This window comes from Streptomyces scabichelini, from assembly GCF_011045015.1.
In the GTDB taxonomy this organism is placed as follows: domain Bacteria; phylum Actinomycetota; class Actinomycetes; order Streptomycetales; family Streptomycetaceae; genus Streptomyces; species Streptomyces scabichelini.
In genome coordinates this window covers 17,206-41,498 of the sequence record NZ_JAAKZY010000024.1, presented here as the reverse complement: position 1 = coordinate 41,498, position 24,293 = coordinate 17,206, and the positions used below count along the sequence as shown (strand labels likewise).

Annotated in this window: 23 protein-coding genes; 14 read left to right on the top strand and 9 right to left on the bottom strand. The window is 68.9% G+C overall.

The features are described from left to right. The first annotated feature begins 204 nt into the window (after nt 1-204). The 4 genes from G5C60_RS10395 (at nt 205) to G5C60_RS10380 (ending at nt 3,255) form a co-directional block, all read left to right on the top strand. Complete coding sequence (locus G5C60_RS10395; protein WP_420907357.1) at nt 205-312, top strand: hypothetical protein; 108 nt, start codon at nt 205-207, stop codon at nt 310-312. 232 nt (nt 313-544) lie between these two features. Further along, entirely contained in the window at nt 545-1,360 is an 816-nt protein-coding gene (locus G5C60_RS10390; RefSeq protein WP_165257236.1) for an oxidoreductase, read from the top strand. 157 nt (nt 1,361-1,517) lie between these two features. After that, nucleotides 1,518-2,609, top strand: a complete 1,092-nt coding sequence (locus G5C60_RS10385; RefSeq protein WP_165257234.1) for an SMP-30/gluconolactonase/LRE family protein — start codon at nt 1,518-1,520, stop codon at nt 2,607-2,609. Nucleotides 2,610-2,664: 55 nt separating this feature from the next. Continuing rightward, entirely contained in the window at nt 2,665-3,255 is a 591-nt protein-coding gene (locus tag G5C60_RS10380; protein WP_165257315.1) for a TetR family transcriptional regulator, read from the top strand. 158 nt (nt 3,256-3,413) lie between these two features. Here G5C60_RS10380 and G5C60_RS10375 read toward each other — a convergent pair whose 3' ends face one another. Continuing rightward, a complete protein-coding gene (locus tag G5C60_RS10375; protein WP_165257231.1) occupies nt 3,414-3,881 on the bottom strand; it encodes a winged helix-turn-helix transcriptional regulator in 468 nt (155 codons plus the stop codon). A gap of 103 nt (nt 3,882-3,984) precedes the next feature. On the opposite strand from G5C60_RS10375, the gene G5C60_RS10370 reads away from it, so the two are divergent. Both G5C60_RS10370 and G5C60_RS10365 read left to right on the top strand, forming a co-directional pair. Then, nucleotides 3,985-4,485: a PaaI family thioesterase gene (locus G5C60_RS10370; RefSeq protein ID WP_165257228.1), complete on the top strand. Its 501-nt coding sequence runs from the start codon at nt 3,985-3,987 to the stop codon at nt 4,483-4,485. Between the two features lie 186 nt (nt 4,486-4,671). Beyond that, entirely contained in the window at nt 4,672-5,262 is a 591-nt protein-coding gene (locus G5C60_RS10365; protein WP_165257225.1) for a TetR family transcriptional regulator, read from the top strand. A gap of 172 nt (nt 5,263-5,434) precedes the next feature. Here the strand turns inward: G5C60_RS10365 and G5C60_RS10360 are convergent, their stop codons facing one another. The 3 genes from G5C60_RS10360 to G5C60_RS10350 form a co-directional block, all read right to left on the bottom strand. Further along, entirely contained in the window at nt 5,435-6,886 is a 1,452-nt protein-coding gene (locus tag G5C60_RS10360; RefSeq protein WP_165257222.1) for a DHA2 family efflux MFS transporter permease subunit, read from the bottom strand. 116 nt (nt 6,887-7,002) lie between these two features. Then, nucleotides 7,003-7,749, bottom strand: coding sequence for a response regulator (locus G5C60_RS10355; protein ID WP_165257209.1), 747 nt, complete (start codon nt 7,747-7,749; stop codon nt 7,003-7,005). A 404-nt stretch (nt 7,750-8,153) separates the two neighbouring features. After that, the gene (locus tag G5C60_RS10350) at nt 8,154-8,357 is read right to left on the bottom strand and encodes a hypothetical protein (protein ID WP_165257205.1); all 204 of its coding nucleotides are present in this window, start codon (nt 8,355-8,357) and stop codon (nt 8,154-8,156) included. Between the two features lie 130 nt (nt 8,358-8,487). Here G5C60_RS10350 and G5C60_RS10345 point away from each other — a divergent pair, with 130 nt between their 5' ends. The 4 genes from G5C60_RS10345 to G5C60_RS10325 all read left to right on the top strand — a co-directional run bounded on the left by G5C60_RS10345 (nt 8,488) and on the right by G5C60_RS10325 (nt 15,229). Beyond that, nucleotides 8,488-11,265, top strand: coding sequence for an AAA family ATPase (locus G5C60_RS10345; protein ID WP_165257201.1), 2,778 nt, complete (start codon nt 8,488-8,490; stop codon nt 11,263-11,265). Between the two features lie 1,108 nt (nt 11,266-12,373). Beyond that, nucleotides 12,374-13,258 (top strand): alpha/beta fold hydrolase, encoded by an 885-nt coding sequence (locus G5C60_RS10340; RefSeq protein ID WP_165257197.1) that lies wholly within the window; start codon nt 12,374-12,376, stop codon nt 13,256-13,258. Nucleotides 13,259-13,831: 573 nt separating this feature from the next. Beyond that, on the top strand, nt 13,832-14,305 hold the full coding sequence (locus G5C60_RS10330) for a winged helix-turn-helix transcriptional regulator (protein ID WP_165257313.1): 474 nt from the start codon (nt 13,832-13,834) through the stop codon (nt 14,303-14,305). Nucleotides 14,306-14,356: 51 nt separating this feature from the next. Then, nucleotides 14,357-15,229 carry an alpha/beta fold hydrolase gene (locus G5C60_RS10325; RefSeq protein WP_165257195.1) on the top strand — a complete coding sequence of 291 codons (873 nt, stop codon included), beginning with the start codon at nt 14,357-14,359 and terminating at the stop codon, nt 15,227-15,229. An 89-nt stretch (nt 15,230-15,318) separates the two neighbouring features. Here G5C60_RS10325 and G5C60_RS10320 read toward each other — a convergent pair whose 3' ends face one another. Then, nucleotides 15,319-16,245, bottom strand: a complete 927-nt coding sequence (locus G5C60_RS10320) for an MBL fold metallo-hydrolase (RefSeq protein WP_165257193.1) — start codon at nt 16,243-16,245, stop codon at nt 15,319-15,321. 90 nt (nt 16,246-16,335) lie between these two features. Here G5C60_RS10320 and G5C60_RS10315 point away from each other — a divergent pair, with 90 nt between their 5' ends. Continuing rightward, nucleotides 16,336-17,196, top strand: coding sequence for an AraC family transcriptional regulator (locus tag G5C60_RS10315; RefSeq protein ID WP_165257191.1), 861 nt, complete (start codon nt 16,336-16,338; stop codon nt 17,194-17,196). An 81-nt stretch (nt 17,197-17,277) separates the two neighbouring features. Here G5C60_RS10315 and G5C60_RS10310 read toward each other — a convergent pair whose 3' ends face one another. Next, nucleotides 17,278-17,688 carry a winged helix-turn-helix transcriptional regulator gene (locus tag G5C60_RS10310; protein WP_165257189.1) on the bottom strand — a complete coding sequence of 137 codons (411 nt, stop codon included), beginning with the start codon at nt 17,686-17,688 and terminating at the stop codon, nt 17,278-17,280. A gap of 99 nt (nt 17,689-17,787) precedes the next feature. Between G5C60_RS10310 and G5C60_RS10305 the strand changes: the two genes are divergently transcribed. Next, the gene (locus tag G5C60_RS10305; RefSeq protein WP_165257186.1) at nt 17,788-18,645 is read left to right on the top strand and encodes an alpha/beta fold hydrolase; all 858 of its coding nucleotides are present in this window, start codon (nt 17,788-17,790) and stop codon (nt 18,643-18,645) included. Between the two features lie 13 nt (nt 18,646-18,658). On the opposite strand, the gene G5C60_RS10300 is transcribed toward G5C60_RS10305, so the two are convergent. Further along, nucleotides 18,659-19,525, bottom strand: coding sequence for a class I SAM-dependent methyltransferase (locus G5C60_RS10300; protein ID WP_165257184.1), 867 nt, complete (start codon nt 19,523-19,525; stop codon nt 18,659-18,661). A gap of 130 nt (nt 19,526-19,655) precedes the next feature. Then, nucleotides 19,656-20,291: a helix-turn-helix domain-containing protein gene (locus G5C60_RS10295; RefSeq protein ID WP_165257181.1), complete on the bottom strand. Its 636-nt coding sequence runs from the start codon at nt 20,289-20,291 to the stop codon at nt 19,656-19,658. A 97-nt stretch (nt 20,292-20,388) separates the two neighbouring features. Here G5C60_RS10295 and G5C60_RS10290 point away from each other — a divergent pair, with 97 nt between their 5' ends. After that, nucleotides 20,389-21,402: an NAD(P)/FAD-dependent oxidoreductase gene (locus G5C60_RS10290; RefSeq protein WP_165257179.1), complete on the top strand. Its 1,014-nt coding sequence runs from the start codon at nt 20,389-20,391 to the stop codon at nt 21,400-21,402. A gap of 95 nt (nt 21,403-21,497) precedes the next feature. Continuing rightward, entirely contained in the window at nt 21,498-23,099 is a 1,602-nt protein-coding gene (locus G5C60_RS10285) for an MFS transporter (RefSeq protein ID WP_165257176.1), read from the top strand. Nucleotides 23,100-23,224: 125 nt separating this feature from the next. Here the strand turns inward: G5C60_RS10285 and G5C60_RS10280 are convergent, their stop codons facing one another. After that, entirely contained in the window at nt 23,225-24,166 is a 942-nt protein-coding gene (locus G5C60_RS10280; protein ID WP_165257174.1) for a LysR family transcriptional regulator, read from the bottom strand. Nucleotides 24,167-24,293 lie beyond the last annotated feature (127 nt).

The window sequence follows — 24,293 nt, the reverse complement described above, 5'->3', positions numbered from 1 at the left end:
CCGCGAAGACCCGTTCGCGACCAGCGGCTGACGCCTCCGGGGTCACCTCCAGCGCCACGATCACAACGGCCGCGCAGGCCCGGACACGCCGGCGACACCGACTACCCCACCCACGCCGCCTGACGAAGACCCCCGGCACTTGACGGGGCACCGCCCTCCGAATTCGAGAAACGCTTCGACGTCCCGATCCTGGAGGGCTTCGGCATGTCGGAGACCAGTGCGGTGGCCTCCTTCAGCCACCGGGACCGTGCTCGCAAACAGGGCTCTGTCGGCGTGCCGCTCCGGGGTGTTCAAGTCCGAAGTGGTGTGTGAGGACGGCACCGAGGCCGCCGTCGACGAGTGCGGTGGGTGATGCGAGGACCGGCGGTGGCGGTCTCGGTCAACTGCTCGCCGTCCGCTCGTGGTCCTTCCCGTACCGCACCCCACCTTTCCCCGAATCTTTCTCGGATCGCCGGACGTGACCCCTTGCCATCGACCGACGACCACCATATGGTCGTACGAACGTAAGGCATACGAGCGTAATTCAAAACTAAGGGAGTTCGTGATGGCGACAACTAAGCCGGTGGCACTCGTGACAGGTGCCTCATCGGGGATCGGCAAGGAGACGGCCCGCGCCTTCGTCGCGGCCGGTTTCGAGGTGATCGGAACCGGTCGCAAGACCTCCGGGCTGACCCCGCCCGCCGGTGTGACCTACCTCGATCTCGACGTGGCCAGTGACGACTCGGCCACCGCCGCGGTCGCAGAGGTGATCGACCGGTTCGGACGCATCGACGTCCTGGTCAACAACGCAGGCGTCGGCTCGGCGGGCGCCGTCGAGGAGAACTCCGTCACCCAGGCCCAGAGCGTCCTGAACATCAACGTCCTCGGCGTCATCCGTATGACGAAGGCCGTCCTGCCGCACATGCGCGCCCAGGGTGGCGGACGCGTCATCAACATCTCGTCCGTCCTCGGGGTCGCCCCCCAGCCCTTCATGGCCCTCTACGTCGCGTCGAAGCACGCCATCGAGGGCTACTCAGAGTCGCTGGACCACGAGGTCCGCGAGCACGGCGTCCGGGTCCTCCTCGTCCAGCCCGCCTACACCAAGACCAGCTTCGACACCAACGCCGCGCAGCCCGACACCCCGCTGCCGCTGTACGCGGAGCGACGGCGCGACTTCGACGCGATGATCGCGGATGCGATGGAGAAGGGCGACGACCCCGCCGTCGTCGCCAAAGTGATCGTCACCGCGGCCACCGACAAGAAGCCGAAGCTGCGCTACACCGCCGGCCCGCTGGCCTCACGCGTCACCACGGCGCGCCGCCTCGTCCCCGCCGGAGCGTTCGACAAGCAGATCCGCAAGAACAACCGACTGCCCGCCTGACATCCCGGTTCGGCTGCAAGGCGCCGATGACATCCCGGTCCGGCTGCAAGGGCGCCCGATTCCGCCCGAATGCCTCCGAGGTACCTGCTGTGCCCGACATCGCTGATGTCGCCGAAAGTCCATTGATCAGTCACTCGTTGATTTACCGAGGAGAGTCATGCAGCAGCAACGCCAGCAAACCGCCCGGCGCAGTGCATCGAGCGCAAGGCGTTTTCTGAAGAAGAACGTCGCAATCGCCGTGGCGGTCACCGCGACGGCGGCCGTCCTGGTGTCGGCGCCGTCCGCGTCCGCAGGGACGAGACCCTCGGGACACGGGGATCGCGGATCCGTTGTCACCGACGTGACGACCGCGGCGAAGTTCGACTACGCCGTCGGCGAGATCCCCGAGAACATCACCGTCAACCCCGACGGCTCAGTGACCCTGTCCCTGCTCGGCAGTTGCGCGGTGTGCCAGCGCACCCACGGGCCGCAGCTGATGCGTATCTCCGCGTCCGGAGAGCGCACGGTGCTCGTCACCGGGCAGGTGGGCGAGGCGATCAGTGGCAACACCCGTGGCAGTGACGGCACCGTCTACTACAGCGTGTGGGCCCCGGGCAACGCGGCCAGGAACGGCGTGTACACGCTGCGTGCGGACGGTACCCCTCAGCGCATCGCCGCTCTGCCCGCCGACGCGGGCCCCAACGGGCTGGCCATCGACCCGGCCGGACGCACCCTCTACATCGCGGACAGCCTGAAGGGCATCATCTGGTCCGTTCCGGTCTCGGGCGGATCGGCGACCGAGTGGCTGACCGACGCCGCTCTCGCGCCGGTACCGACCGAAGCCCTGCCGATCGGCGCCAACGGGCTCAGATTCCACAACGGCGCTCTGTGGGTCAGCAACTTCAACAAGGGAACACTGCTGCGGGTACCGGTCACCCCCGCCGGCGCGGCCGGTCCCATCCGCCTGGTCACAGGCGGCCTGCCCAACATCGACGATTTCAGCTTCCTGACCCCCTGGTCCGATGTGGTGTTCGCGGCGCAGAACGGCTCCTCCTCGCAGAACGGTCCGGACAGGGTCGTGGCGATCTACCCGAACGGTACCTACAAGCCCGTCCTGACCAGCGCGGACGGTCTCGCCTCACCCTCCGCGACCGCGGTCCGCGGCGACCGGTTGTACATCACCGACGGCGGGGTCCCCGAGCCCCACGACGCGAAACTGCAGACCGCCAGGATCAACTTCGCCGCTCTCCTTGCAGACGCGGCACACTGACCTGACCAGGGCGGCAGCCGGGTCGCAAGCTCCGGCTGCCGCGATGGAGGAACACATCGTGCGGTACACGAAAGAACACAAGCAGGAGACAAGGCAGCGGATCATTGCGACGGCCGGTCGCCGGCTCAAGCGCAACGGCATGGACGGCTCCGGAGTCGCCACGCTCATGAGGGACGTGGGCCTGACCAACGGCACCTTCTACGCCTACTTCGCCTCCAAGGAAGAACTCGTCGCCACCGCGGTCGCCGACCAGATGCGCGCGCAGCACGCGAACATCGTCGCGCAGGCGGCGCCCGGCCGCGCCGGACTCGAGCAGATCGTGCGCTGGTACTTCTCCACCGAGCAGCGCGACAACATCGAGGACGGCTGCCCCAACGCCGCCCTGCTCGACGAGATCGCACGCGCCACGGATCCCACCAGGCAGGCGTACACTGACGGCGCGCTGACCCTCATCGACGGCTTCGCCGCCCGCCTGGCACCCCACGATCCGCCGTCGGCGCGCCTGAAATCACTCAGCCTCCTCGGCATGCTGGCCGGAACACTGCAGCTCTCCCGCGCCCTGACCGACCGACAACTCGCCGACCAACTCCTCGAACAGGGCATCCGCAACGCCCTCGCACTGCTGGATGCCGAGCAGCGCAACTGAGACGGCATCCGCGTATCGATGACGGGACTGGTCTGGTCGAACAGGGTTCCTGATCGCGCGATCGTGCACTCAGGGTCAACAGCGGCGAAGTACACGGCACTCAGCTGATGTCTCACCGCAGTCTGGCCCGCGACCGCGAGGCCGATGGCTAACGACCTTCAGGACCGGAGCCGGGCGCCTGTTCCCAGTCGGGCGGTGACTTCACGGGGAGTGAGGGCGGAGTGCTCCGCGGAGCACTCGACGACGACACGGACCGGAGCGTCGCACTCGGTGTGGCGGACGTCCAGTGCAGGACCCTCGGAGCCGAGGGTGTACGCCTCGCCCCACTGGCTCAGCGCCATCAGAACGGGCCACAGGTCCCAGCCCTTGCGGGTCAGTCGGTACTCGTTGCGGGAACGGCTGCCGGGCTCCTGGTAGGGGACGGTCTTCAGGATGCCGGCCGAGGTCAGCTTGCGGAGGCGGTTGCTGAGGACGGCCTCCGACAGGCCGATGTGGCGGTGGAAGTCGTCGAAGCGGCGTACCCCGTTGACGGCGTCACGCAGGATCAGCAGCGTCCATTTCTCCCCGATCACGTCGAGCGTGCGCTGGACGGGGCAGTTCTCCGTGCTCGCCTCAAGCCACTCCATGCAACCAGCGTAAGGGTCTGCCTTCGCCATTGACAGTCAGGTGACCAAAAGCCTAGCTTCGCTTGAAAAAGTCAGCTGACAGTCAGAGGGAAGGCGCTGGACCATGGGGCGAACGCGTACGTATCAGTGGGACGATCCCGCGATCTCGGCGGAGGCTGCCGGACGCATGGCCGGCATCGACTTCCTGCGTGAGCTGCAGGCGGGGCGACTGCCGGGGCCGCCCATCAACTACACCGTCGACTTCACCCTGGACGAGGTGGAGCCCGGCAGGGCGGTCTTCTCGCTGACGCCGGGGGAGGAGCACTACAACCCGATCGGCAGCGTGCACGGCGGAATCTTCGCCACCCTGCTCGACTCGGCGGCGGGCTGCGCCGTCCAGTCCACCCTGCCGCAGGGCATGGCGTACACCTCACTCGACCTGACGGTGAAGTTCCTGCGACCGATCACGGTGAACACGGGCCAGGTGCGCGCCATCGGCACGGTCGTCAACAAGGGCCGTCAAACCGCCCTGGCCCAGGCCCAGTTGGTCGACGCGACGGACCGTCTCCTTGCCCATGCCACCAGCAGCTGCATGCTCTTCCCGGTGCCTGCCCCTCGGGTGTGACTCCGCAGGCAGACCCTCGGCTTGTGCGGCAGCCGGGACAACAGGCAGTGCATCGATACTCCACTCGGCGGCGGCCCGCTGGTCCTTGGTGACTCGTCGATTTTTTGGATTACGTTCGCAATACCATAGGCTGGGGGAGTCGGTGAAGGGCAACCGGTCCTTCCGGTCGGCGAAGGAGCGTGTGCTGTGGTGCGGTACGCAAAAGAGCACAAGCAGGAGACGAGGCGGCGGATCATCGAGATGGCGGGCCGCCGGCTCAAGCAGGACGGTATCGACGGCTCCGGGGTCTCGACGCTCATGAAGGACGCGGGGCTGACCAACGGGGCCTTCTACGCTCACTTCGAATCCAAGGATGACCTCGTCGCCACGGCCATCGCCGAGCAGTTGAAGGCGCAGGCCGAGAGTGTCGTGGCGCGGGCTGCACCGGGCCGTGCCGGACTCGAGCAGATCGTGCGGGGGTACCTGTCGCCCCAGCACCGCGACAGCCTGGGCGAGGGCTGCCCCAACGCCGCTCTGCTCGACGAGATCGGGCGCTGCACGGACGCCACCAGGCAGGCGTACACCGACGGCGTGCTGATCCTCATCGACGGCATTGCCGCCCGCATGGCACCCGAGGACCCGTCCTCCGCACGCGTGAAGGCGCTCAGCCTCCTCGGCCTGATGGCCGGGACACTGCAGCTCTCCCGCGCCCTGACCGACAGCCAACTCGCCCACGAGCTCCTCGAACAGGGGGTCCACAACGCCCTCACTCTGCTGGACGCCGGGCAGCGCGTCTGACACACCGCACCACATCCCCGACCCCAGGCTGGAGGGCTACCGCCACCGGCAGGTGATCCACACAATCCGGTGTCTGTCCGGCAGCCCTGTCCGTCGGTGGCGGTTTGGATGTCCCCGACGATGCGGGCGTACGAGGTGTGCTGGGCGCGTGGTGCCGGGCGTGGCGCGGAGTTCAGATGGCGGCTGGGGCGCGGGCCGGAGTATCCCCTGGGGGCAGGTCGGCAGCTGGGCCACCGGTCTTGCGCCGGCTGGGGACCAGGAACGTCAGTGCCGCCGCCACGCCGAGCGCACCGGCACCGAACCAGAGCGCCGGAATCAGTCCGTCCACGAACCGGGAAGCGGACTCGTAGCCGCCCTGGGCGGAGAAGATGGCCGCCAGGGACGCGACGCCGATGGCGCCGCCGACCTCTCGGATCGCGTTGTTGGCGCCGGAGGCGATGCCCTCTTCCTCCGGGCGGACGGTGCTCATGACGAGGTTGGCGGTGGGGGCGAAGAACATGCCCATGCCGATGCCGCAGACGATCAGTGCCGGCACCAGGTCGGGGTAGGACACCTGCGGCTCGACGGCCAGCGCCCAGAGCCCCAGGCCCACGGCCTGCAGGGCAAGCCCCACCGCGACGACCGGTCCGCCGCCGATGCGGTCGGAGAGCGCCCCTGCGAGCGGTCCGGCGATCATGGGCATGGCGGTCCAGGGCAGCATCCGCACGCCGGCTTCCATCGGTGAGTAGCCGCCGACGGTCTGCAGGTACTGGCTGAGCAGGAAGATCGACCCGAACATGCCCAGGAACATCAGCAGGCTGGCGGCGTTGATGGCACTGAAGGAACGGTGGCGGAACAGGCGCATCGGCAACATCGGGTGCTGGGCGCGCAGTTCGTAGAAGACGAAGCCGACGAGCAGGGCGGTGCCGGCGAAGAAGCCGCCCAGAACCGGAGTGCTGGTCCAGCCGTCGGCGTTGCCGCGTATCAGGGCGTAGACGATGCCGAAGAGACCGCCGCTGGCCAGAACCGTGCCGGTCAGGTCGAGGCTCGGGTTCGGGCCGTGGCTCTCGTCCAGCCGCAGCAGGGCCAGCGGGATCAGCGTCAGGCCGATCGGGACGTTCACCCAGAAGATCCACTGCCAGGAGAGGTGTTCGGTGAGCGCGCCGCCGATGAGCGGTCCCATGGCGACGGCGACGCCGCTGGCCGCGCCCCAGATGCCGAAGGCCACGCCACGCCGTTCGGCGGGGACGGCGGCCGACAGCAGGGTGAGTGTCAGCGGTGTCACGATTGCGGCACCGAAGCCCTGGAGCGCGCGGGCGGCGATCAGTTCGTTCATGCCCGGGGCGAGCGCGGCGGCGGCGGACGCGGCGGTGAAGATTCCAAGACCGAGGACGAACAGCCGACGGCGGCCGAAGCGGTCGCCCAGGGAAGCGCCGAACATCATCAGCACGGCAAAGGTGAGTGTGTAGGCGCTCACCGTCCACTCGAGCTCTTCCAGGCCGCCGCCGAGGTCCTCGCGGATGGAGGGCAGAGCGGTGGTGACGATCAGGTTGTCGAGCGCGGTGATGAATCCCGCCACGCTGGTGATGACCACGGCCCACACGGCGCTGCCGCGCCGGGCCGGTTGCTGGCTTCGCTGTTCCATGGCTCCCCTTGACGGACTGGGTTGGCAATTGATCACTTGGATGACGTCGGCGGTGCTCAGCGTGAAGCCGAGCCCCGTCAGCGGCAGGCTGAGTGCGGATCCCGCGTGACTGGACCTCAGCCGGCTGCGGGCAGAGCGTCAGGAGCTCTGCGGTCGGCGCTGACTGCGCGCGGCGGTCCTGGTCGTGCGGGCCTGACCAGTCCGATGTCGTAGGCGAAGATCACAGCCTGGACGCGGTCGCGGGCGCCGATCTTGGCGAGGATGTGGCTGACGTGGGTCTTGACGGTGGATTCGGCCAGCGACAGCCGTTCGCCGATCTCGAGGTTGCTCCAGCCGGACGCGATGGCAGTCAGCACTTCGCGCTCGCGCCGGGTCAGGGATGCGTGTTCGCGCTGGGTCAGGAAGGCGAGCTGCCGCTTTTGGCCGGGGGTGTGGCTGGGCAGCCGGTCGGAGAAGACGTCGATGAGATCGCGAGTCAGGCCGGGGGCGATGACCACGTCCCCGGCGGCCACGGCCCGGATACCGGCGACGAGTTCGTCGGGCAGTGCGTCCTTGAGCAGAAAACCGCTGGCACCGGCGCGCAGGGCGTCGTATGCGTGCTCGTCGATGTCAAAGGTGGTCAGGACCAGGACGTGGGAGCGGCCTCCGGACTCGACGATGCGGCGGGTGGCCTCGATGCCGTCCATGCCGGGCATCCGTACGTCCATGAGTACGACGTCGGGGCGCAGTTCGGCGGCTTTGCGGACCGCTTCGGCGCCGTGGGAGGCCTCGCCCACCACGGTCAGATCGGGGTGCTGCTCCAGGAGCACCCGGAAGCCGAAGCGCTGCAGGGCGTGGTCGTCGACGATGAGAACGGTGGTCATGCCAAGTCTCCGTGTGAGCGGCGGTGGGGGTGGTGGGGATCGTGGGGACGAGAAGGCACGGACGGTCCAGTCGCTGCGGGAGTAGGGGCCCGCGGCTACCTCTCCTTGGCTCTTTGGCTCCTTGGCATAGGGCGAACCGCTCGCGTACGGCGACCGGCCCCTGGCCGCCGCCGTCATGGCCGTCCACCCGTGGGGTGCACGACGGTCCGGTGCCCTCAGCGGTGACGTGTACCGCGTCGAGGGCGGGGGTGACGATGACGTGCGCCGCTGTGTACGGGGGCGGCAGTGGGCCCGGCGGCGCGGACCCACCGCAACAGGGCGCGAGGTCGACCGGGCCCGACCGGTGTGTGCGGGGGTGTCCTCCGGCGTCGTCCGGCTTCTCGCCGTCGTCGCGGATGACGGCGTCAGCGGCTTAAGCGGCGTACTTCTCCTTGCTGCCGTTGGTTTTTAGATCTTGGTCGTTGCTTCACGCTCGACAGCCGGCCCGGCCGGTTGAGTGTGCGGAGTTGACTGTCGAAGTCCCGGGCGGGAACGACATGGCGGAGCGTGCTGATGCCTCCGGTGGTCGGGCCGACGGCGTAGCGCAGTTTCGCGAATGCGCTGATCACGTTCCCGACGCTACTGATGAAGGGATGGCAGCGAATCCGTCACCGTATCGGTCATGGAACTCTCAAATCTGGTTGAGCGCGGGCATCGGGAGTGGCTCGGGGTGACAGCAGCCCCTTAAGCTTTCAACAAATGGACCTATACGGACGGCGCCCGGAGCAGGCAGCCCTTGACCGGATCCTTGACGGTGCTCGGCAAGGTGACGGGGCAACGCTGGTGTTGTGGGGTGACCCCGGCATCGGCAAGACCGCCCTGCTGGAATACGTGGCCGAGTCCGCGGCCGCGGACTTCACCGTCTTGCGATGCGGCGGCACTCGCCTGGAGTCGGGGCTGGCGTTCGCCGCACTGCACGAATTGCTGTGGCCGGTGACGGAGCGGATCAGTACGCTCCCGGAGCCGCAGGCCAACGCCTTGAACGGGGCGCTCGGTACCAGCAACGACGTGGCGGACCGGTTCCTGATCGGCGTGGCCGTACTGACGCTCGTCGGCGAGCTCGCCAAGGAACGGCCGGTGCTCATCATCGCCGACGACGCCCAATGGCTCGACGAGCCATCCGCACAGTGCCTGGCCTTCGCCGCGCGCCGACTGCGTAACGAGCCAGTGGTCATGCTCCTCACCGGACACGACGAGCCCGTCGACGGCCCCTGGGAGAAACTGGCGGCCATGCAAGTCCGGGAGCTGGACGACGAGGACGCTCGGCTCCTTGCCCGTGCCGTCGCTCCGCATGCGGACGAGTCAGTGATCCGCCGCACGATCCGCGCGGCAGCCGGAAATCCCCTCGCACTTCAGGAGCTGACCACGTCCGTGGCGGCCGGCGACATCTCGACGCACCCTCTTGCCGATGAGCAGATCGCCGTCGGGCCACGTCTGCGCCGTGCCTTCCGCGCCCGCATCGAGAGGCTGTCCGCGCCTGCCCGTACCGCGCTCCTGCTCGCCGCCGCCGATGACCGTAGTGATCGCAACACCGTGCGCCAGGCCGGTGTTGTCCTCGGCCTCGACGCGGTCGCGTGGGACGAGGCGTTGCACTCGGGCCTGCTCACCACGCGCTCGGACGGTCGCATCTGCTTCCGCCATCAACTGATGGAGGCGGTGGTCTACGAGGAGGCGCCTCCCGCGAACCGCCAGGCCGTTCATCATGCGCTCGCCTCCGTACTGACCGGTGAGAACGCCGACGAGCTGCGCCCCTGGCACCTCGCCGCGGCCTTGGAAGCCGTGGGCCGACCCGACGAGGAGGTGGCCCGGCTGCTCGAGGAGTCGGCCCACCGGTCCTGGGCGCGCGGTGGCTGTGCCACGGCGGCCCGTGCCCTGCGGCGCGCGGCGAAGCTGTCCCCGTCTACGGACGACGCGGCCAGACGGCTGGCTCACGGAGCGAGGGCAGCCTGGGAGGCCGGCCACGTCGACGTGGCGCGGGGAATGCTGGAGCGGGCCGAAGGGATGTCCTCCGCATCGACGGTCGCGGACCTCAGCGAGGGATTGCGCGGTCTGATCGAGTTCGCGCACGGCGATCTGGAAACCGCCTGCCGGCAGCTGACCCGGGACATGGAACGGGTGGCCGATCCCGGGCAGGCGTTCAGGCTCGGCAGCATGGCGTTGCGGGCTGCCTGGGCGGCCAGTCATGGCGCACTGCAGCGCGAGGCACTCCAGCGGCTCGAGCGCCGGCTCCCACAAGGGAGCTTCCCGAACGCCGAGCTGCTGCCGTTGCTGCGCGAATGGTGGACGGAGGACGGGGGCGGCGGCGCCGATGACCGCGACCAGGTCGTGGCCCCCGGCGCCGACATCCTCACCCGGCTCAGCGGCAGCTCCTGGCTCCTGATGCCACCGGCACCGCTGGCGGTGGCCTGGGGCATCGAGTCCGCCCTGCAGGAGGCGCTCCGCCGTGAAATCGACACGCTGCGGCACACGGACCAGGTCACTGCCCTGACCCAGGCGCTGGCCCAGACCGTGGCGCCCGACATCGCGCAAGGCTCCTGGACCTCGGCCAAGGCGAACGCTCTTGAGGGGCTCCAAGTGGCCCAGGGGATCGGCGACGACCACTTGGCCGGGCAGTGCCGTACCGGTCTCGGATGGCTGGCAGCCGTGCAAGGCGATGAGCGGACCGTCGCGGATGTCGCCGACCGGACCATCGAGGTATGGGTGCCGCGTGGGGTGCGCGTCTTCAGCGCCTGCGCGGAGTGGAACCTCGGCATGTCGGCGCTCTTCGCCGGCCGGGCCGAGGAGGCGCTGGTCCGCCTGGTCCGGCTGAGCGAGTACGGGCACCACGCGGCGAACGCCACCGTCGCGCTGCTCGCCGCGCCGGACACCGCCGAGGCCGCGGTCCAGGCAGGGCAGCGGGCGACGGCCGAGGAACAGGCACGGCTGCTACGGCGGTGGGCCGAACGGACCAACGCGGCATGGGCGATCTCCGCGACGCACCTTGTCCATGCCCTGCTGGCGTCCCGAGCGGAGGCGGAGAAGCAGTTCCAGCTTGCGCTGGATGTCCCCGGAGCCGCGTCGCGGCCCTTCAACTACGCCCGGACGCGCCTGCTGTACGGCGAGTGGCTGCGGCGGGCCCGCCGTCGTACCGACGCCCGCATACAGCTGGCCGAAGCCGCGGAAACCTTCCAGCGACTCGACGCGGCTCCCTTGCTCGCCCGCACGCGGGCCGAACAGGAGCTGACCGGGCAGCAACCGCGCCGGGACTCCGCGCGGGCACGGGCGCGGGACACCCCGACGACCCTCACGGCGCAGGAGTTGCGAGTCGTACGGCTGGCCGCGGAGGGACTCACCAACCGGGAGATCGGGGCACAGCTGCTGATCAGTCCTCGTACGGTGGCTCATCACCTGGCCAACGTGTTCCCCAAGCTCGGTATCGTCGCGCGCGCCGACCTCGCACGCGTCGACTTCGAGGACGGGCTGCGTTTGATGGAGTGACCGGCGGTATCCCGGGGGCCGCCGGGGTGGCTCACCGATGCCCGCATGCTCACCGCAGTGATGATCGCCGTCACGATCCCTTGGGTCGGGTCAGCCGCCGTACCAGGTCCACCCAGGTGGCTTTCAGGCGTGCGGTGGCCACCCGCGCTCTTTGCGCAGGTAGCCCGCAAGTCCGCCGGTCCGCCGCTTCGAAGCTCGTGAAGGCGAGGAGGGCGTGGGCCAGCATGTCGTGGTATCCGTCAACTCCCGTCTTTCGCAGGAGAGTTGAGACATGGCCGTGGAAGGCCCGGCCGGTGTCCGAGACATTGTTCCGAGGCATTGTGGCGTGCGTAGAGCACCTGGCGTCCCAGCGAGGCGCCCAGGTCCGCGTCGGCGGCGATGCGCTCGAGCCGGGCGCAGCAGAACGCTGCCGGGCGATCTCCCGCAGGCGCTCCTTTGCCCCAGGGGAGGCGGACCTGAGGCATACGCCTCCTGGGACTCCGCCTCGGCTTCGTCGAGGAGAGCGAGCAGGAAGCCGTTGTGGTAGCCGAACCGTGAAATGGCCTGGTCATGAGGCGCCCCGGGGTCAGCATCGGCTCCCGGCCCCGGGGACGACGCGGGACATCTGGCGGTGACGATCGCCATTCGGATCCGGCGGCAACTCGCATGGTCATGAGGTGCCGAGGCCAGGCGGGGACCATCACGTCGTGGACGCCGTTGGCGTACGGACGGGTGCGCCGCCGGCCCTCGGATGATGTGGGGCGACTGTCGGCTGGTCCGGGGGCAGGGCCGCCTCACGCGACTGTGAGGCGGCCCTGCCCCCTTTTGGCGTGGGCCCTGACCTGAGGTCCGGCTGGCAGTCGGTGTGCCCCGGTGGCGTGACTCGCGTGCGCTGCCGCGAGATCGAGGGCCTGCTCCACGGGGGAGGGGATGGACGTCCGGCGGGATTGATTCGCTGTCGCGGCTCTCACCGTCATCGTGTGCGGAGCACCTCTTGCGGAGCACATTGAAGTATGGTCATAATTCAATAGTCGACGTGACGCTGAAGGGCTCAACCGAACAGGGTTCCGACTCCTACGGGCCTTCTGCCGGCGACCGAACCGGCTGCAGCCGCAGTCCAGAAACCCCCATGCAGAAGGGCACGGCCGTGAACGACGCACAAGGAGTACGAGGCGACGTGGTGACCTCGTACAAGAAGGCACCCACCCGCACCCTCACCGCCGGGGGAGTGACCTACGCCTACCGCGACCTCGGCCCGAAGACCGGCGTCCCGGTGGTCTTCATCACCCACCTTGCCGCGGTCCTCGACAACTGGGACCCCCGCGTCGTCGACGGCATCGCCGCCAGACATCGCGTCATCACCTTCGACAACAGGGGTGTCGGCGCTTCCAGCGGCTCGACACCAAAGACCATCGAGGAGATGGCGAAGGACGCCGTCACCTTCATCCGGGGACTCGGGCTCAAGCATGTCGACATTCACGGCTTCTCGATGGGCGGCATGATCGCCCAGGTGATCGCACAGGACGAACCGCAGCTCGTCCGCAGGCTGATCCTCTCGGGCACCGGCCCCGCGGGCGGCGAGGGCATCAAGAACGTGACCCGACTGTCCCATCTCGACACCGTCCGGGCCCTGTTCACCCTCCAGGACCCGAAGCAGTTCCTCTTCTTCACCCGCACCGCGGGCGGGCGCCGCGCCGGAAAGCAGTTCCTGGCCCGACTCAAGGAGCGCACCCACGACCGGGACAAGGCGATCTCCCTCACGTCGTACTTCGCCCAGCTCAAGGCCATCCACCGCTGGGGGCTCGCGCAGCCCCAGGACCTCTCCGTCATCCATCAGCCCGTGCTCGTCGCCAACGGCGAGAGCGACAGGATGGTGCCGACGAAGAACTCGTTCGAGCTGGCCCGGCGACTGCCGAACGCCGACGTGGTCGTCTACCCCGATGCCGGCCACGGAGGCATCTTCCAGTTCCACGAGCAGTTCGTGGCGGAAGCCCTCGACTTCCTTGAGCGGTAGGGGGTGTCAAGGACGGGCGGCACGTGCGCTGGGGGCGTTTAAGGCTTCTCCGGCCTCTGGCCTCCGACCTCCGGGCCGGGTGGTCGACGCCCGTCAACCGGTCACGAGTCAAGGTCGGGGAGGCCACTTCGCGAGTCCGCGAGTGGCCACGAGTGACCATGCCCGGACGCGCGGAACGGTGATCGCATCCGGGCTCGGCTCGATGCCCTCGCGCATCCGCCTGGCGGAGGTCGACCACCGCACTGTTGCGGTCGGTCGTTCCTCTCAGTGCATGAACGTGTGGGCGTTCTCGATTCCCCGCTCGAGGACCTCGTCGGCGTCCTTGGAGGCGAAGTGGGCGTAGAAGGCTCCGTTGGTGAGCCCGGCGTCCGCCATCCACGATCCGAGGTGGGCACCCGGCCTCAGTAGGGCCGTGACTCCCTCGTCGGTGAGGGACCTTCCCCAATGACTCAACGCCATCAGTCAGGTCGGATCACTGATCGTGGCGCCGATAGCTGAGTATCTAAAAGTAAACCAAACTCGGTTAGAATCGCTCCCATGGATGCGTGGACCGAAGTTCTTGAAGACACCGGCATGGACCCCCGACTCGACCGGGACACGTCCAACTGCTCGATCGCGCGGACTCTTGAGATCGTGGGCGAGAAGTGGACGATCCTGATCCTGCGCGAGGTCTGGTACGGCTCGTCCCGCTTCAGCGACTTCGAACGCGTCCTCGGCTGTCCTCGCAACCTCCTCGCGACGCGGCTTCGGATGCTGGTGGAGGAAGGGATCCTGGCGACCGAGACGTATAAGGAGCCCGGTTCGAGGAGTCGGCCGAAGTATGTGATCACCCCTAAGGGCATGGATCTGGTGCCCGCCGTGATGGGGCTGCTGCAGTGGGGTGACCGTTACCGCGCCGACCCGGAGGGGCCGGCGGTACTGGCGCGACACCGTGAGTGCGGCGCGCACGTCGACGTCCAGATTCGGTGCGAACGGGGCCACCCGGTGCAGGCGAAGGACATCGAGAGCGTCCCCGGCCCAGCCTTTCGTATGAGGTCGCCCGAGTGAGCTGAGGACTCCTCCGTCAGCTGGACGGTTAGCTCGTGTCAGGAAGGCGTAATGGGACAGCCGACAGTGACGACCGGAGTGACGCACGTGGACGGGGTCTGTCTGCACTACGTCCGAGCCGGGTCCGGACCTCTGCTTGTCCTGCTCCACGGCTGGCCGCAGACCTCCGACTGCTGGCGGCCGGTACTGGCGGATCTCGCCGCCGACCACACGGTTGTGGCTCCGGACCTGCGTGGATACGGCCTGAGCGACAAGCCCACCACTGGTTACGACAAGCGGCGTATGGCCGCCGACATGGCAGGCCTCGTGGAGGCGCTCGGCTTCGAACGGGCCATGGTCGTGGGCCATGACCGCGGCGCTCGTGTGGGGCACCGCTGGGCGCTGGACCGCCCGGACCAGGTGGAGCGGCTGGCCGTGCTCGACATCGTTCCCACCCGGGAGATGTTCCGCCGCCTGGACGCTTCGCTCGCCTCCGGGTACTGGCACTGGCTGTTCCACATGCAGCCCGATCTGCCCGAGCGCTTGGTGGGCAACGACATCCGCGGCTATCTCGAGTACTTCTTCGAGCGGTGGACCTACAACCGCCATGGACTCACAGCCGACGCGGTCGACGGCTACGTCCGTGCTTTCTCCCGCCCGGGCGCCCTGCGTGCGAGCCTCGACGACTACCGCGCCATGGACGAGGACACCGCGCTCGACGACATCGACGCCTCCGAAGGCCGCCGCCTCACCATGCCGCTGCTGGCGCTGTGGGGTTCCGTGGGGCTGCCTGCCCGCCTGCCGACACTGGAGATCTGGCGTGGCTACGCGGACGACGTCACCGGTGCCGAGATCCCGGAGTGCGGCCACTTCATCCCGGAGGAGCGGCCGGAGGCGCTGTTGGCGCATCTGCGGCCTTTCCTCGCAGGCAACACGAGCCGGTGAGCCCCCCCGCGGTGATGGAAGGGGTGCCCCTCGGCCGGTCGAGACACCCGGCATCGAGCTAATGGTCCAAAGATCCGCTCACTAGGTGATCAATTCCCGGGGACGCTGAACGGCGCCCACTTCTTGATGGCGAAGGATGAGCCGTCGCGGCGGACCTCAGCGGCTCCCGGGCCGGTGAAGTGCGCAGGGATGAGGAGGGCGTTGGTGTCCGCGGCGTACTCAAGGACACGCCGACGGGAGTTCGCCGCGGCCTGCTGATCCTCGCTCAGGCACGTATCGACGTGCGGCTCGAGGATCTGCAGGGGAGTGTGGAGCAAGTCTCCGACGAACAGGGCCCGTTCGGTACCGGACCGCAAATGAAGCACCGCTGAGCCCGGAGTGTGCCCAGGGGCGGGTTCCAGCTGGAGATTGCCGTCGATGCGATGAGAGGTCTCCCACAGCAGGGTCTGGCCGGCGCGGTGAACGGGATCGATGCTGTCCTCGAACATCGGCCCGTTGGCGACACCGGCGTTGACCCCGCCGATGCCTCCCCGCTTGGGTACGCCGTTCCTGGGGTTCCAGTGCTCGAAGTCATCCCGGTGGATCAGATAGGTGGCGTTGGGGAATGTCGGCACCCACTCACGGTCGCGCAGCGTGGTGTTCCAGCCCACGTGGTCGGCGTGCACATGGGTGTTCACCACGACATCCACGTCCTCGGGCCGCACGCCTGCTGCCGTCAGGCGGTCGATGAAGTCGGTCTCCAGATGGGTCCAGGCCGGCATGTACGAGCGTTCCTTGTGGTTGCCGAGCCCGGTGTCGACCAGCATGGTCCTTCCCTCGCTGCGCACCACCCAAGTCTGCGCGCAGGCCAGGTAGTTGTCGGTCTCGGTGTCCCAGAAGCGGGGGGCGGCCCACGCCCTGTGCTCGTGCCACCTTTCGGGGGCGAAGTCCGGGAAGACCACCCCGACCGGTGCGACGGGCCCCTGCCACTCCACGATGCGCGTGACCTCGATGTTGCCGATCTCTATCGTTTCCATGTTCTCGAGCGTATGGACGCGTGGCGAGACGGGCTATAAGAGATCATGCCCGGCTGATACGCGTTCGTCTCACCGCCTATCGTTACGGGTATGGATGTCCTCAGTGATGTCGTCGCCGCCATGCGGACCGGCAGCCCGTTCGCCAACCGTGAGGACAGAGAGGGTGTGTGGCGCACGCATTTCGAGCCCTTCGCCGGAGCCGGCTTCCACGTTGTCCTGCACGGGGCCTGCCTGCTCGTGCCCGAGGACGGGCCTGCGGTGAACCTCACCACGGGGGACGTCGTGCTCACTCCGCACGGAACCCGACACACCCTGACCGACCCCGGCAGCGCCGGTGCGCAGGGGGCGACGGCCCTTCTGTGCGGCGGCTACCAGCTGGACCGCTCACGGCCGCACCCCTTGCTGGGCACCCTGCCGCAGATCATCCATCGTCCCTCCCAGATCGGACGCCACCAGGACCTGAGTGCCGCTGTCTCCCTGCTCGGCGCCGAACTGCAGAATCCCCGGCCGGGCACGGACGCCGCCCTGCCCACTCTGCTCGATCTACTCCTGCTCTACGCGCTGCGCGCCTGGATCGAGGACGAGTCGGCACGCGGAACCACCGGCTGGCCGGCCGCCCTCGCCGACCCGGCGATCGGCAGCGCACTGCATGCCATCCACGACGACCCGGCAAAGCCCTGGACTGTCGAGGCCCTGGGCAAGAAGGCGAACCTGTCGCGAGCGACGTTCTCCCGCCGGTTCGCCGCAGTGGTCGGTGAACCCCCTCTGACCTACGTCACCTGGTGGCGGCTCACCGTGGCGGCGCGCCTCCTGCGCAACTCCGATACCCCGCTGGCTCAGATCGCCCAACACGTCGGCTACGGTTCCCCCTTCGCCTTCGCCACCGCCTTCAAGCGGGAACACGGCGTCTCTCCGGGCCGCTACCGGCTGCGGCACCGTGACCAGAGCTAGACGAGTAGATCCGATTGCGGCAACGAACGCCGGCTACATCGAGCACCCGACCCACCGGTACTGAGCGCGGAACCGGCCTGCCTATTCCCCATTGACCTTCTGGCCGGCGGCTTCGTTGGCGCGGTCGATCTCGGCCATGTGCTCTTCCGCCCAGCTCCGCAGCCCCGCAAGCGCGACTTCCAGAGACAGGCCGAGTCCGGTGAGTCGGTAGAAGACCCGCGGCGGCACGGTCGGTTCGACCCGGCGCGACACCAGCCCGTCGCGGATCAGGCTTCGCAGCGTCACAGACAGCATCTTCTGCGAGACGCCGGGCATCCGGCGTCTCAGCTCCGCGAAGCGCACCTCGTCCGGTGCGGCATCGGCGAGCGTCTTGACGGCCATGGACGTCCACTTCGTACCTATGCGATCCAGCAACTGCCGTGTCGGGCACTGAGGATCGAACAGATCGCCGCGCACCCCGCGACCGTCGGCCCGGGCTCCTCGGGTGGTCACCTGTGGCTCACCACCTTCCCTGAAAGTGCCGTCTAGGCAGCGGTCGGACAGTTACCTATCGTTCTGTGGTCACCAATGGTAACCACTCGGGGAGCCGTCATGCCCGTCACCACCACACACCAACTGCGCCGCATCGCGACGAACGGCGTCCAACTCAACGTCGCAATCGCCGGAGACGGACCTGCGGTTCTCCTGCTGCACGGCTTCCCGCACACCTGGCAACTCTGGAGCGGCATCATGGGCCGACTGGCCGGGCAGTACCGGGTCATCGCCCCGGACCTGCGAGGCTTCGGTGCCAGTGCACGTGCCGTCGAGGGTTACGACGCAGGCACCCTCGCCGCCGATGCCGAAGGGCTGCTCGACGCACTCGGCGAGCCCTCGGCAGCAGTGGTCGGCATCGACGCGGGCACCGCCCCCGCCGTCCTGCTCGCACTGCGCCGGCCCGGCCTCGTCCGGCGCCTGGTCGTGATGGAGGCACTGCTCGGCCGCCTGCCCGGAGCAGAACACGCCATCGCGGGCGGCACCCCGTGGTGGTTCGGCTTCCACGCCGTCCCCGGCCTCGCCGAGACCGTCCTGGCCGGGAACGAGGCCCCGTACATCGACTGGTTCCTAGACTCGGGGACGCTCGGGCGAGGAGTACCCGACGACATCCGTGCGGCCTTCGTCCACGCCTTCACCGGGAGCGAGGCCCTGCGCTGCGCGTTCTCTTATTACCGGGCCCTGCCCACCAGCGCGCGGCAGATCCAGGACGCCGTCGCGACGGCTCGGCTGACCATGCCCACCATGGCCGTCGGCTCTCACCCCGTCGGCACCGGGCTCGAACGCCAGCTCCGTCCCATCGCCGATGACCTGGTCGGGCACCATCTCCAGGACTGCGGCCACATCATCCCCCTCGATCGCCCCGACGCATTGTTCGCCCTCCTTGCTCCCTTCCTCTCCACCGATCTGCCGAAGTGACCGGAGCGTGAGATCAGCTGGGGCGTGCGGCCCAGACGGTGCGCTCGGTCCGCACTGCGAGGTCGTCGCGGCGCAGGATGCTGTACGGGCTGCTGGTGTCGAGCAGCCGGTCGAGCGCGGCGAGGTCTTCCGCCGAGAGCTCCTCGGCGGCGCCGCGGATGCGCTGCAGTGCGCCCAGGGCGTAGCGGCCGATTGCCTCGTGGCGGGAGCCGTCGATGTCGACTGCGACGGTGAGTTCGCCTTCGACGGTGAATCCGGCGGCGCTCAGCATGGGCCCCCAGTCGGCGCCGCGGTGAGGCACGTGCTCGGCGTGGAAACGGTCGGTCGCGGCGTGGGCGCGCTCTTCCAGACCGGGACGGTCCTCGGGGGCGTTCTCGGGCAGGAAGCGCGGGAACCCGGCCAGCTCGACGACGGCGAACAGGCCGCCGGGCGTGAGTAGGTCGTGGACGGTGCGCAGGGCGCGGTCGTGGTCGGCCATGTGGTGCATGGAGGCCGACGCCCAGACGAGGTCGGGCTTACCGAGATCGGGCCAGGCGGCTTCGTCGAGATCGGCCTGCACGGTGCAAACGCGGTCGCCCACACCGCGGGCGCACGCCTTCTCCCGCAGCCGCTGCAGGTGTCCGGGCGAGGCGTCGACGGCTATGACGTGCGCCTCGGGGAAACGCTCGAGGAGAGCGAAGGTACCCGCTCCCGTACCGGAGGCCAGATCCACGATCTGACGCGGGCCGGTCTTGACAGGCAGCCACTCGGTGATGGCGGCGATGTGCTCGGCGAGGACCTCCGCGTCCAGGTCGAGCATCTCCGCCTGACCGTCGTCGTGCTGCTGGTGGTGGTGGCCGTGCTGTGCATCGTGGTGGGCGTGTGCCTGTGCTTCGGTCATACCGCTACATTAAGTCGCTCATGCGCATGCGGCATGCCCTCTTGCGGATTACGCAAGGCGATGGCTTTCTGCGCTGCCAGGCGCGCAAGGTGCCGCCTTGCGGGGCGGGCGCGCCAGGGGCATTGCGTCGCTATTCGCAGGTTCCTTGCGCGTCGCAGTCGCCGTTGCTGCGCTGATCGCCGTCGCCGCGCTGATCGCCGTTGTCGCGTTGATGTCCGCGTCGGGCGTCGCGGTCGAAGATGCCCATGATCTCGCAAGGGCCGCCCTCGGCGCCGATGGCGTGCGGCATCATCGTCGGGAACTCCGCGGCCTGGTTGGTCTCGATGCGGAAGCGCCGGTTGCCCAGCATCAGAATCGCGGTGCCGGACAGTACGACGAGCCACTCCCGGCCTGGGTGGGCGCGCATGCGGGAGGGGTTGTCCGGCGGCGGCTCGGTCATCCGCTGACGCATGACGCTCATGGCCGGGTCGCCCTTCATCGGCCAGCTCAGGCCTTGGGCACCGTGGGCACCGTGGGTCATGGGGCTGATGACGACATCGTCGGCGGCGTTCTCGACGAGCTGATCGAGGGTGGTGTCCAGGGCGCGAGCCAGGGTGACGAGCTGGTCCAGCGCGAGTCGGCGCCGGCCGTTCTCGATGCGGCTGAGCGAGGACTGGCTGAGGTTGGCGCGGGTGGCCAGTTCCTCCAGGGACCAGCCCTGAGCGACCCGCAGGGCGCGGATGCGTTTGCGTACGAGGCTGTCCAGCGCACCATCTTCTTGCGTCATAGGCAACATGGTATGCCCTAGATGCAATCCGGGCTTAACGTCGACGGCAGATGGCCCGGATCGGCTGGGGCCACGGACGAAAGAAGGACGCGAGGACATGTCCGTGCAGACTTCCACGTACGCAAGCGACGTACTGCCTGGCGAGATCGTCGACGCCGTGGTGATCGGCGGCGGCGCCGCGGGCCTGAACGGTGCGCTGATGCTCGCCCGCTCCCGCCGCTCCGTCGTCGTGATCGACAGCGGCACGCCCCGCAACGCGCCTGCCGAGGCCATGCACGGCTTCATCGTGGTGGACGGCATGCCGCCCACCGAGATCCTGAAGCGCGGCCGGGAGCAGGTTCGCCAGTACGGCGGCCGGGTCGTCTTCGGCGAGGTGGCCTCGGCCGAGCCTGCCGCCCCGTCGAGTGACGGGGATCTGCGGTTCACCTTCACCCTGGCCGACGGTCGGACGATCACAGCACGCCGTGTGCTGGTGGCCACCGGGCTGCGCGACGTGCTGCCCGACGTGCCCGGGCTCGCGGAACACTGGGGGCACGGCGTCGTGCACTGCCCGTACTGCCACGGCTGGGAGGTGCGCGACGAGCCCATCGGCGTCCTCGCCACCGGCCCCGCCTCCGTCCATCACGCACTGCTGTTCCGCCAGTTGACCGACGACCTCGTCTACTTCACCCGCGGCACCGAACTCGACGAGGACACCCGCGCGCGCTTCGCCGCCCGGGGCATCCGCATTGTCGACACCCTCGTGGAAGAGGTCGTCCAAGCTGACGACGGCGGTATCGCGGGCGTGAGCCTGGACGACGGCGAGGTCGTCGCCCGTCGCGTCCTCGCGGTCGCCACCCGGATGCAGGCCCGCGCAAAAGGGCTGGAAGGGCTGAAGCTGCCGATGGAAGACCTGCCCGACGACGTGGGCCGCCGCTTCGCCTCCGGCATGGCCGGAACCACCGAGGTGCCCGGGGTGTGGGTGGCCGGCAACGCCACCGACCTGACCGCCCAGGTCGGCGCCTCCGCCGCGGCCGGCGCCCTGGCCGCAGCTCACATCAACGCTCTGCTGGCCATTGCCGATACCGACGCGGCCCTCGCCGCAGCCCAGAACGGCACCGCCACCACCTGACGTCCGCGGCGCCCACTTCCGCACCCTCCTTCCGCATCGCGGCGTCCGGACATGGTCCGACGCCGAGCTCCCCATGCCCTTTTTGAGAGGAATCCATGAGTACGAACCAGCCCGCACAGGAGCCCGCCGCCGAAGCCGGCGGCGAGGGAGGCGCACCGGACGCGCGTCAACTGCGCACCATCCTGATCGCCGTCTCCATCGCGCTGATGGCCGTCATCGCGTCGGTGTCCGGGCTGAACGTCGCCCAGACCCACATGGCCGTCGCGTTCGGGGCCTCGCAGAACACGGTTCTGTGGATCATCAACATCTACACCCTGGCTCTGGCCGCGCTGCTGCTGCCGCTCGGCGCGATCGGTGACCGCCTGGGCCGCAAGCCCATGCTGATCGCCGGCCTTGGCGTCTTCGGTGTCGCAAACGTCGTTGCGGGCCTGGCCCCAACCGCCGAGGTCATGATCGTGGCCCGTGTCGCCGGCGGTGTCGGCGCTGCGATGATCATGCCGATCACGCTCGCCGTCATCACCTCCACCTTCCCCGAGGAGCAGCGCGGCAAGGCGATCGGCGTGTGGACCGGTGTCGCCGGAGGCGGCGGCATCCTGGGCATGTTCCTCTCCGCCCTCCTCGTCGATGTCGCGGACTGGCGCTGGCTGTTCGTGCTGCCGGTGGCCCTGGTCATAGTGGCCCTGGGCATGACGCTGAAGTCGGTGCCCAACTCCCTTGAGCGCTCGGTCCATTCCTACGACACCGTTGGCGCGCTGGTCTCCACCGTCGCCGTGACCGGCCTCATCTTCGTTCTGCAGGAAGGCCCCGAGCGCGGCTGGACCGCCCCCGTGACGCTGATCAGCCTGGCGGTCGGCCTCGTCGCCGGCATCGGCTTCGTGGCCTGGGAGCTGCACCGCCGGGACGCGTCACTGCTGGACGTACGCCTGTTCCGTGAGCGCGGCCTGGCCGGCGGCTCCATCACGCTGCTGGTGGTCTTCGGTGTCCAGGCGGGCATCGCCGTGGTCCTGTTTCCGTTCTTCCAGGCCGTGCTCGGTTGGTCGGGCCTGCTGTCCACGGTGGCGCTGATGCCCATGGCCGTCATGATGATGACGACCTCCGGCCTGGCCCCCAAGCTCGCCGCACGGATCGGCTCCCGCCCGGCCATGGCCGTGGGCATCGCGCTGGCCGGCGTCGGCCTGGCGCTGATGGCGCTGTTCGTCTCCGTGGACGGCGGCTACCTGACGATCCTGCCTGGCATGCTCGCCATGGGCATCGGCATGGGCCTGTCGATGACGCCTTCCACCGAGGCCATCACCAGCTCCCTGCCCAGGGAGAAGCAGGGTGTCGCCTCCGCACTCAACGACGTGACCCGTGAGTTCGGCACCGCACTCGGCGTTGCCATGCTGGGCGCGCTCCTGTCCGCGGGTTACCGCGGCGCCATCGACGACAGGCTGCACGGCATCCCGCAGGGGGCCGCAGACACCGCCCGCGAGGGCGTCGCCAACGCCGTCGAGGTCGCGGGCGGCACCGGTTCGCACGCGCAACAGATCGTCGATGCCGCCCAGCAGTCGTTCGTCGACGGCTGGCAGCAGGCCATGTGGGCGGGTGTCGCAGTCATGACCGCGTTGTTCGTCTACGTCGCCCTGCGCGGCCCGAAGAATGCCGCTCCCGTGGCGGCCGACGAGGCCCGTGCCGCCGAGACGGTCGACGCCCGATGACGGCATAGGAGCTGAACCGGCGCCAGGGCCTCGACGGCCGGTGGCAGGGCACCAGGCAGCGGCCGTGCTCGACCTGGTCGTCGGCTGCGTCGGCTGCGTCGGCTGCGTCGGCTGCGTGGCGATTCTCAGGAGGACGGTCGTGGTGTCTCGGCCGGAGGGCCGTCCTGTGCGAGCTGAGTCCGCGCACCGCGAGGCACGCGCATTCCGTGGCTGCGCAGGTCGCCGATGAACCGTGCGACGAGCGGATCCGGTTCCGCGGACGTCACCGCCACCAGTTGCCTGACCCACCGCGGAGAGAACGACCGCACTGCTCCCGGAAAGCCGTCACTGACTGCACTCACCGGGCACACGGCGATTCCCAGACCGGCAGCCGCGAGCTGTGGTGCCGCCGTAGTCACCGATGTCCTCATCACCGTCTCCGGGTGGACTCCGGCACGGGCGAAGGACTGGTCGAGCCAGGCGCTGAGGCCGTTGTCCGGTGTGAAGTGAACGAGCGGCGCACCGTCAAGGTCCTCAAGGCGTACAGCAGACTGCTCGGCCAGCCGGTGGCCGGTGGGTGCCGCCAGCACGATCTCCTCCTCGGCGACGGCGGTGATCGTGAAGCGGCCCGTCGAGGGAGCGGTCAGCACTGCCACGTCGACTTCGTCGGAGTCGACGAGGCCGAGCGCCTCGTCCATCGCCGTGGACTCGCGCAGCGTGATCGCGACCTCTGGGTAGCGGCGATGCCATTGGCGAATGACCGCAGCGAGCAGCGGCACCGTGAGGCTCTGCGCACAGGCCAACCGCAAGACCCCGCCGGCCGCTTGACCCGCCGCACGTGCCGACCTCACCGCGGAGGCGGCCGCTTCGATCGCTCGTCTGGCATCCGCGACGGCGGCACGCCCCGCGGGAGTGAGCTTGACCCCTCGGGGCTCGCGGCGAAGCAGGACCGTTCGGGTCTCGCGTTCCAACGAAGCGAGCTGATGAGAGACAGCGGGTTGCGACGAATGCAGCAGCAGCGCGGCCTGTGTGATCGATCCCGAGTCCGCGACCGCGACGAGGCATTCCAGTGCCCGAAGAGAAGCCATCCAGAAATTTTATCGCAGGCCTTCGAAGTATGAATGTTGTTGAGGGAAGACCTCCGGGCCCCTGATTGCTCCAACCCACGACACCTTCTCGCCCAAGACAGGTGAGAGGGCTCGCACAGAGCGAAGG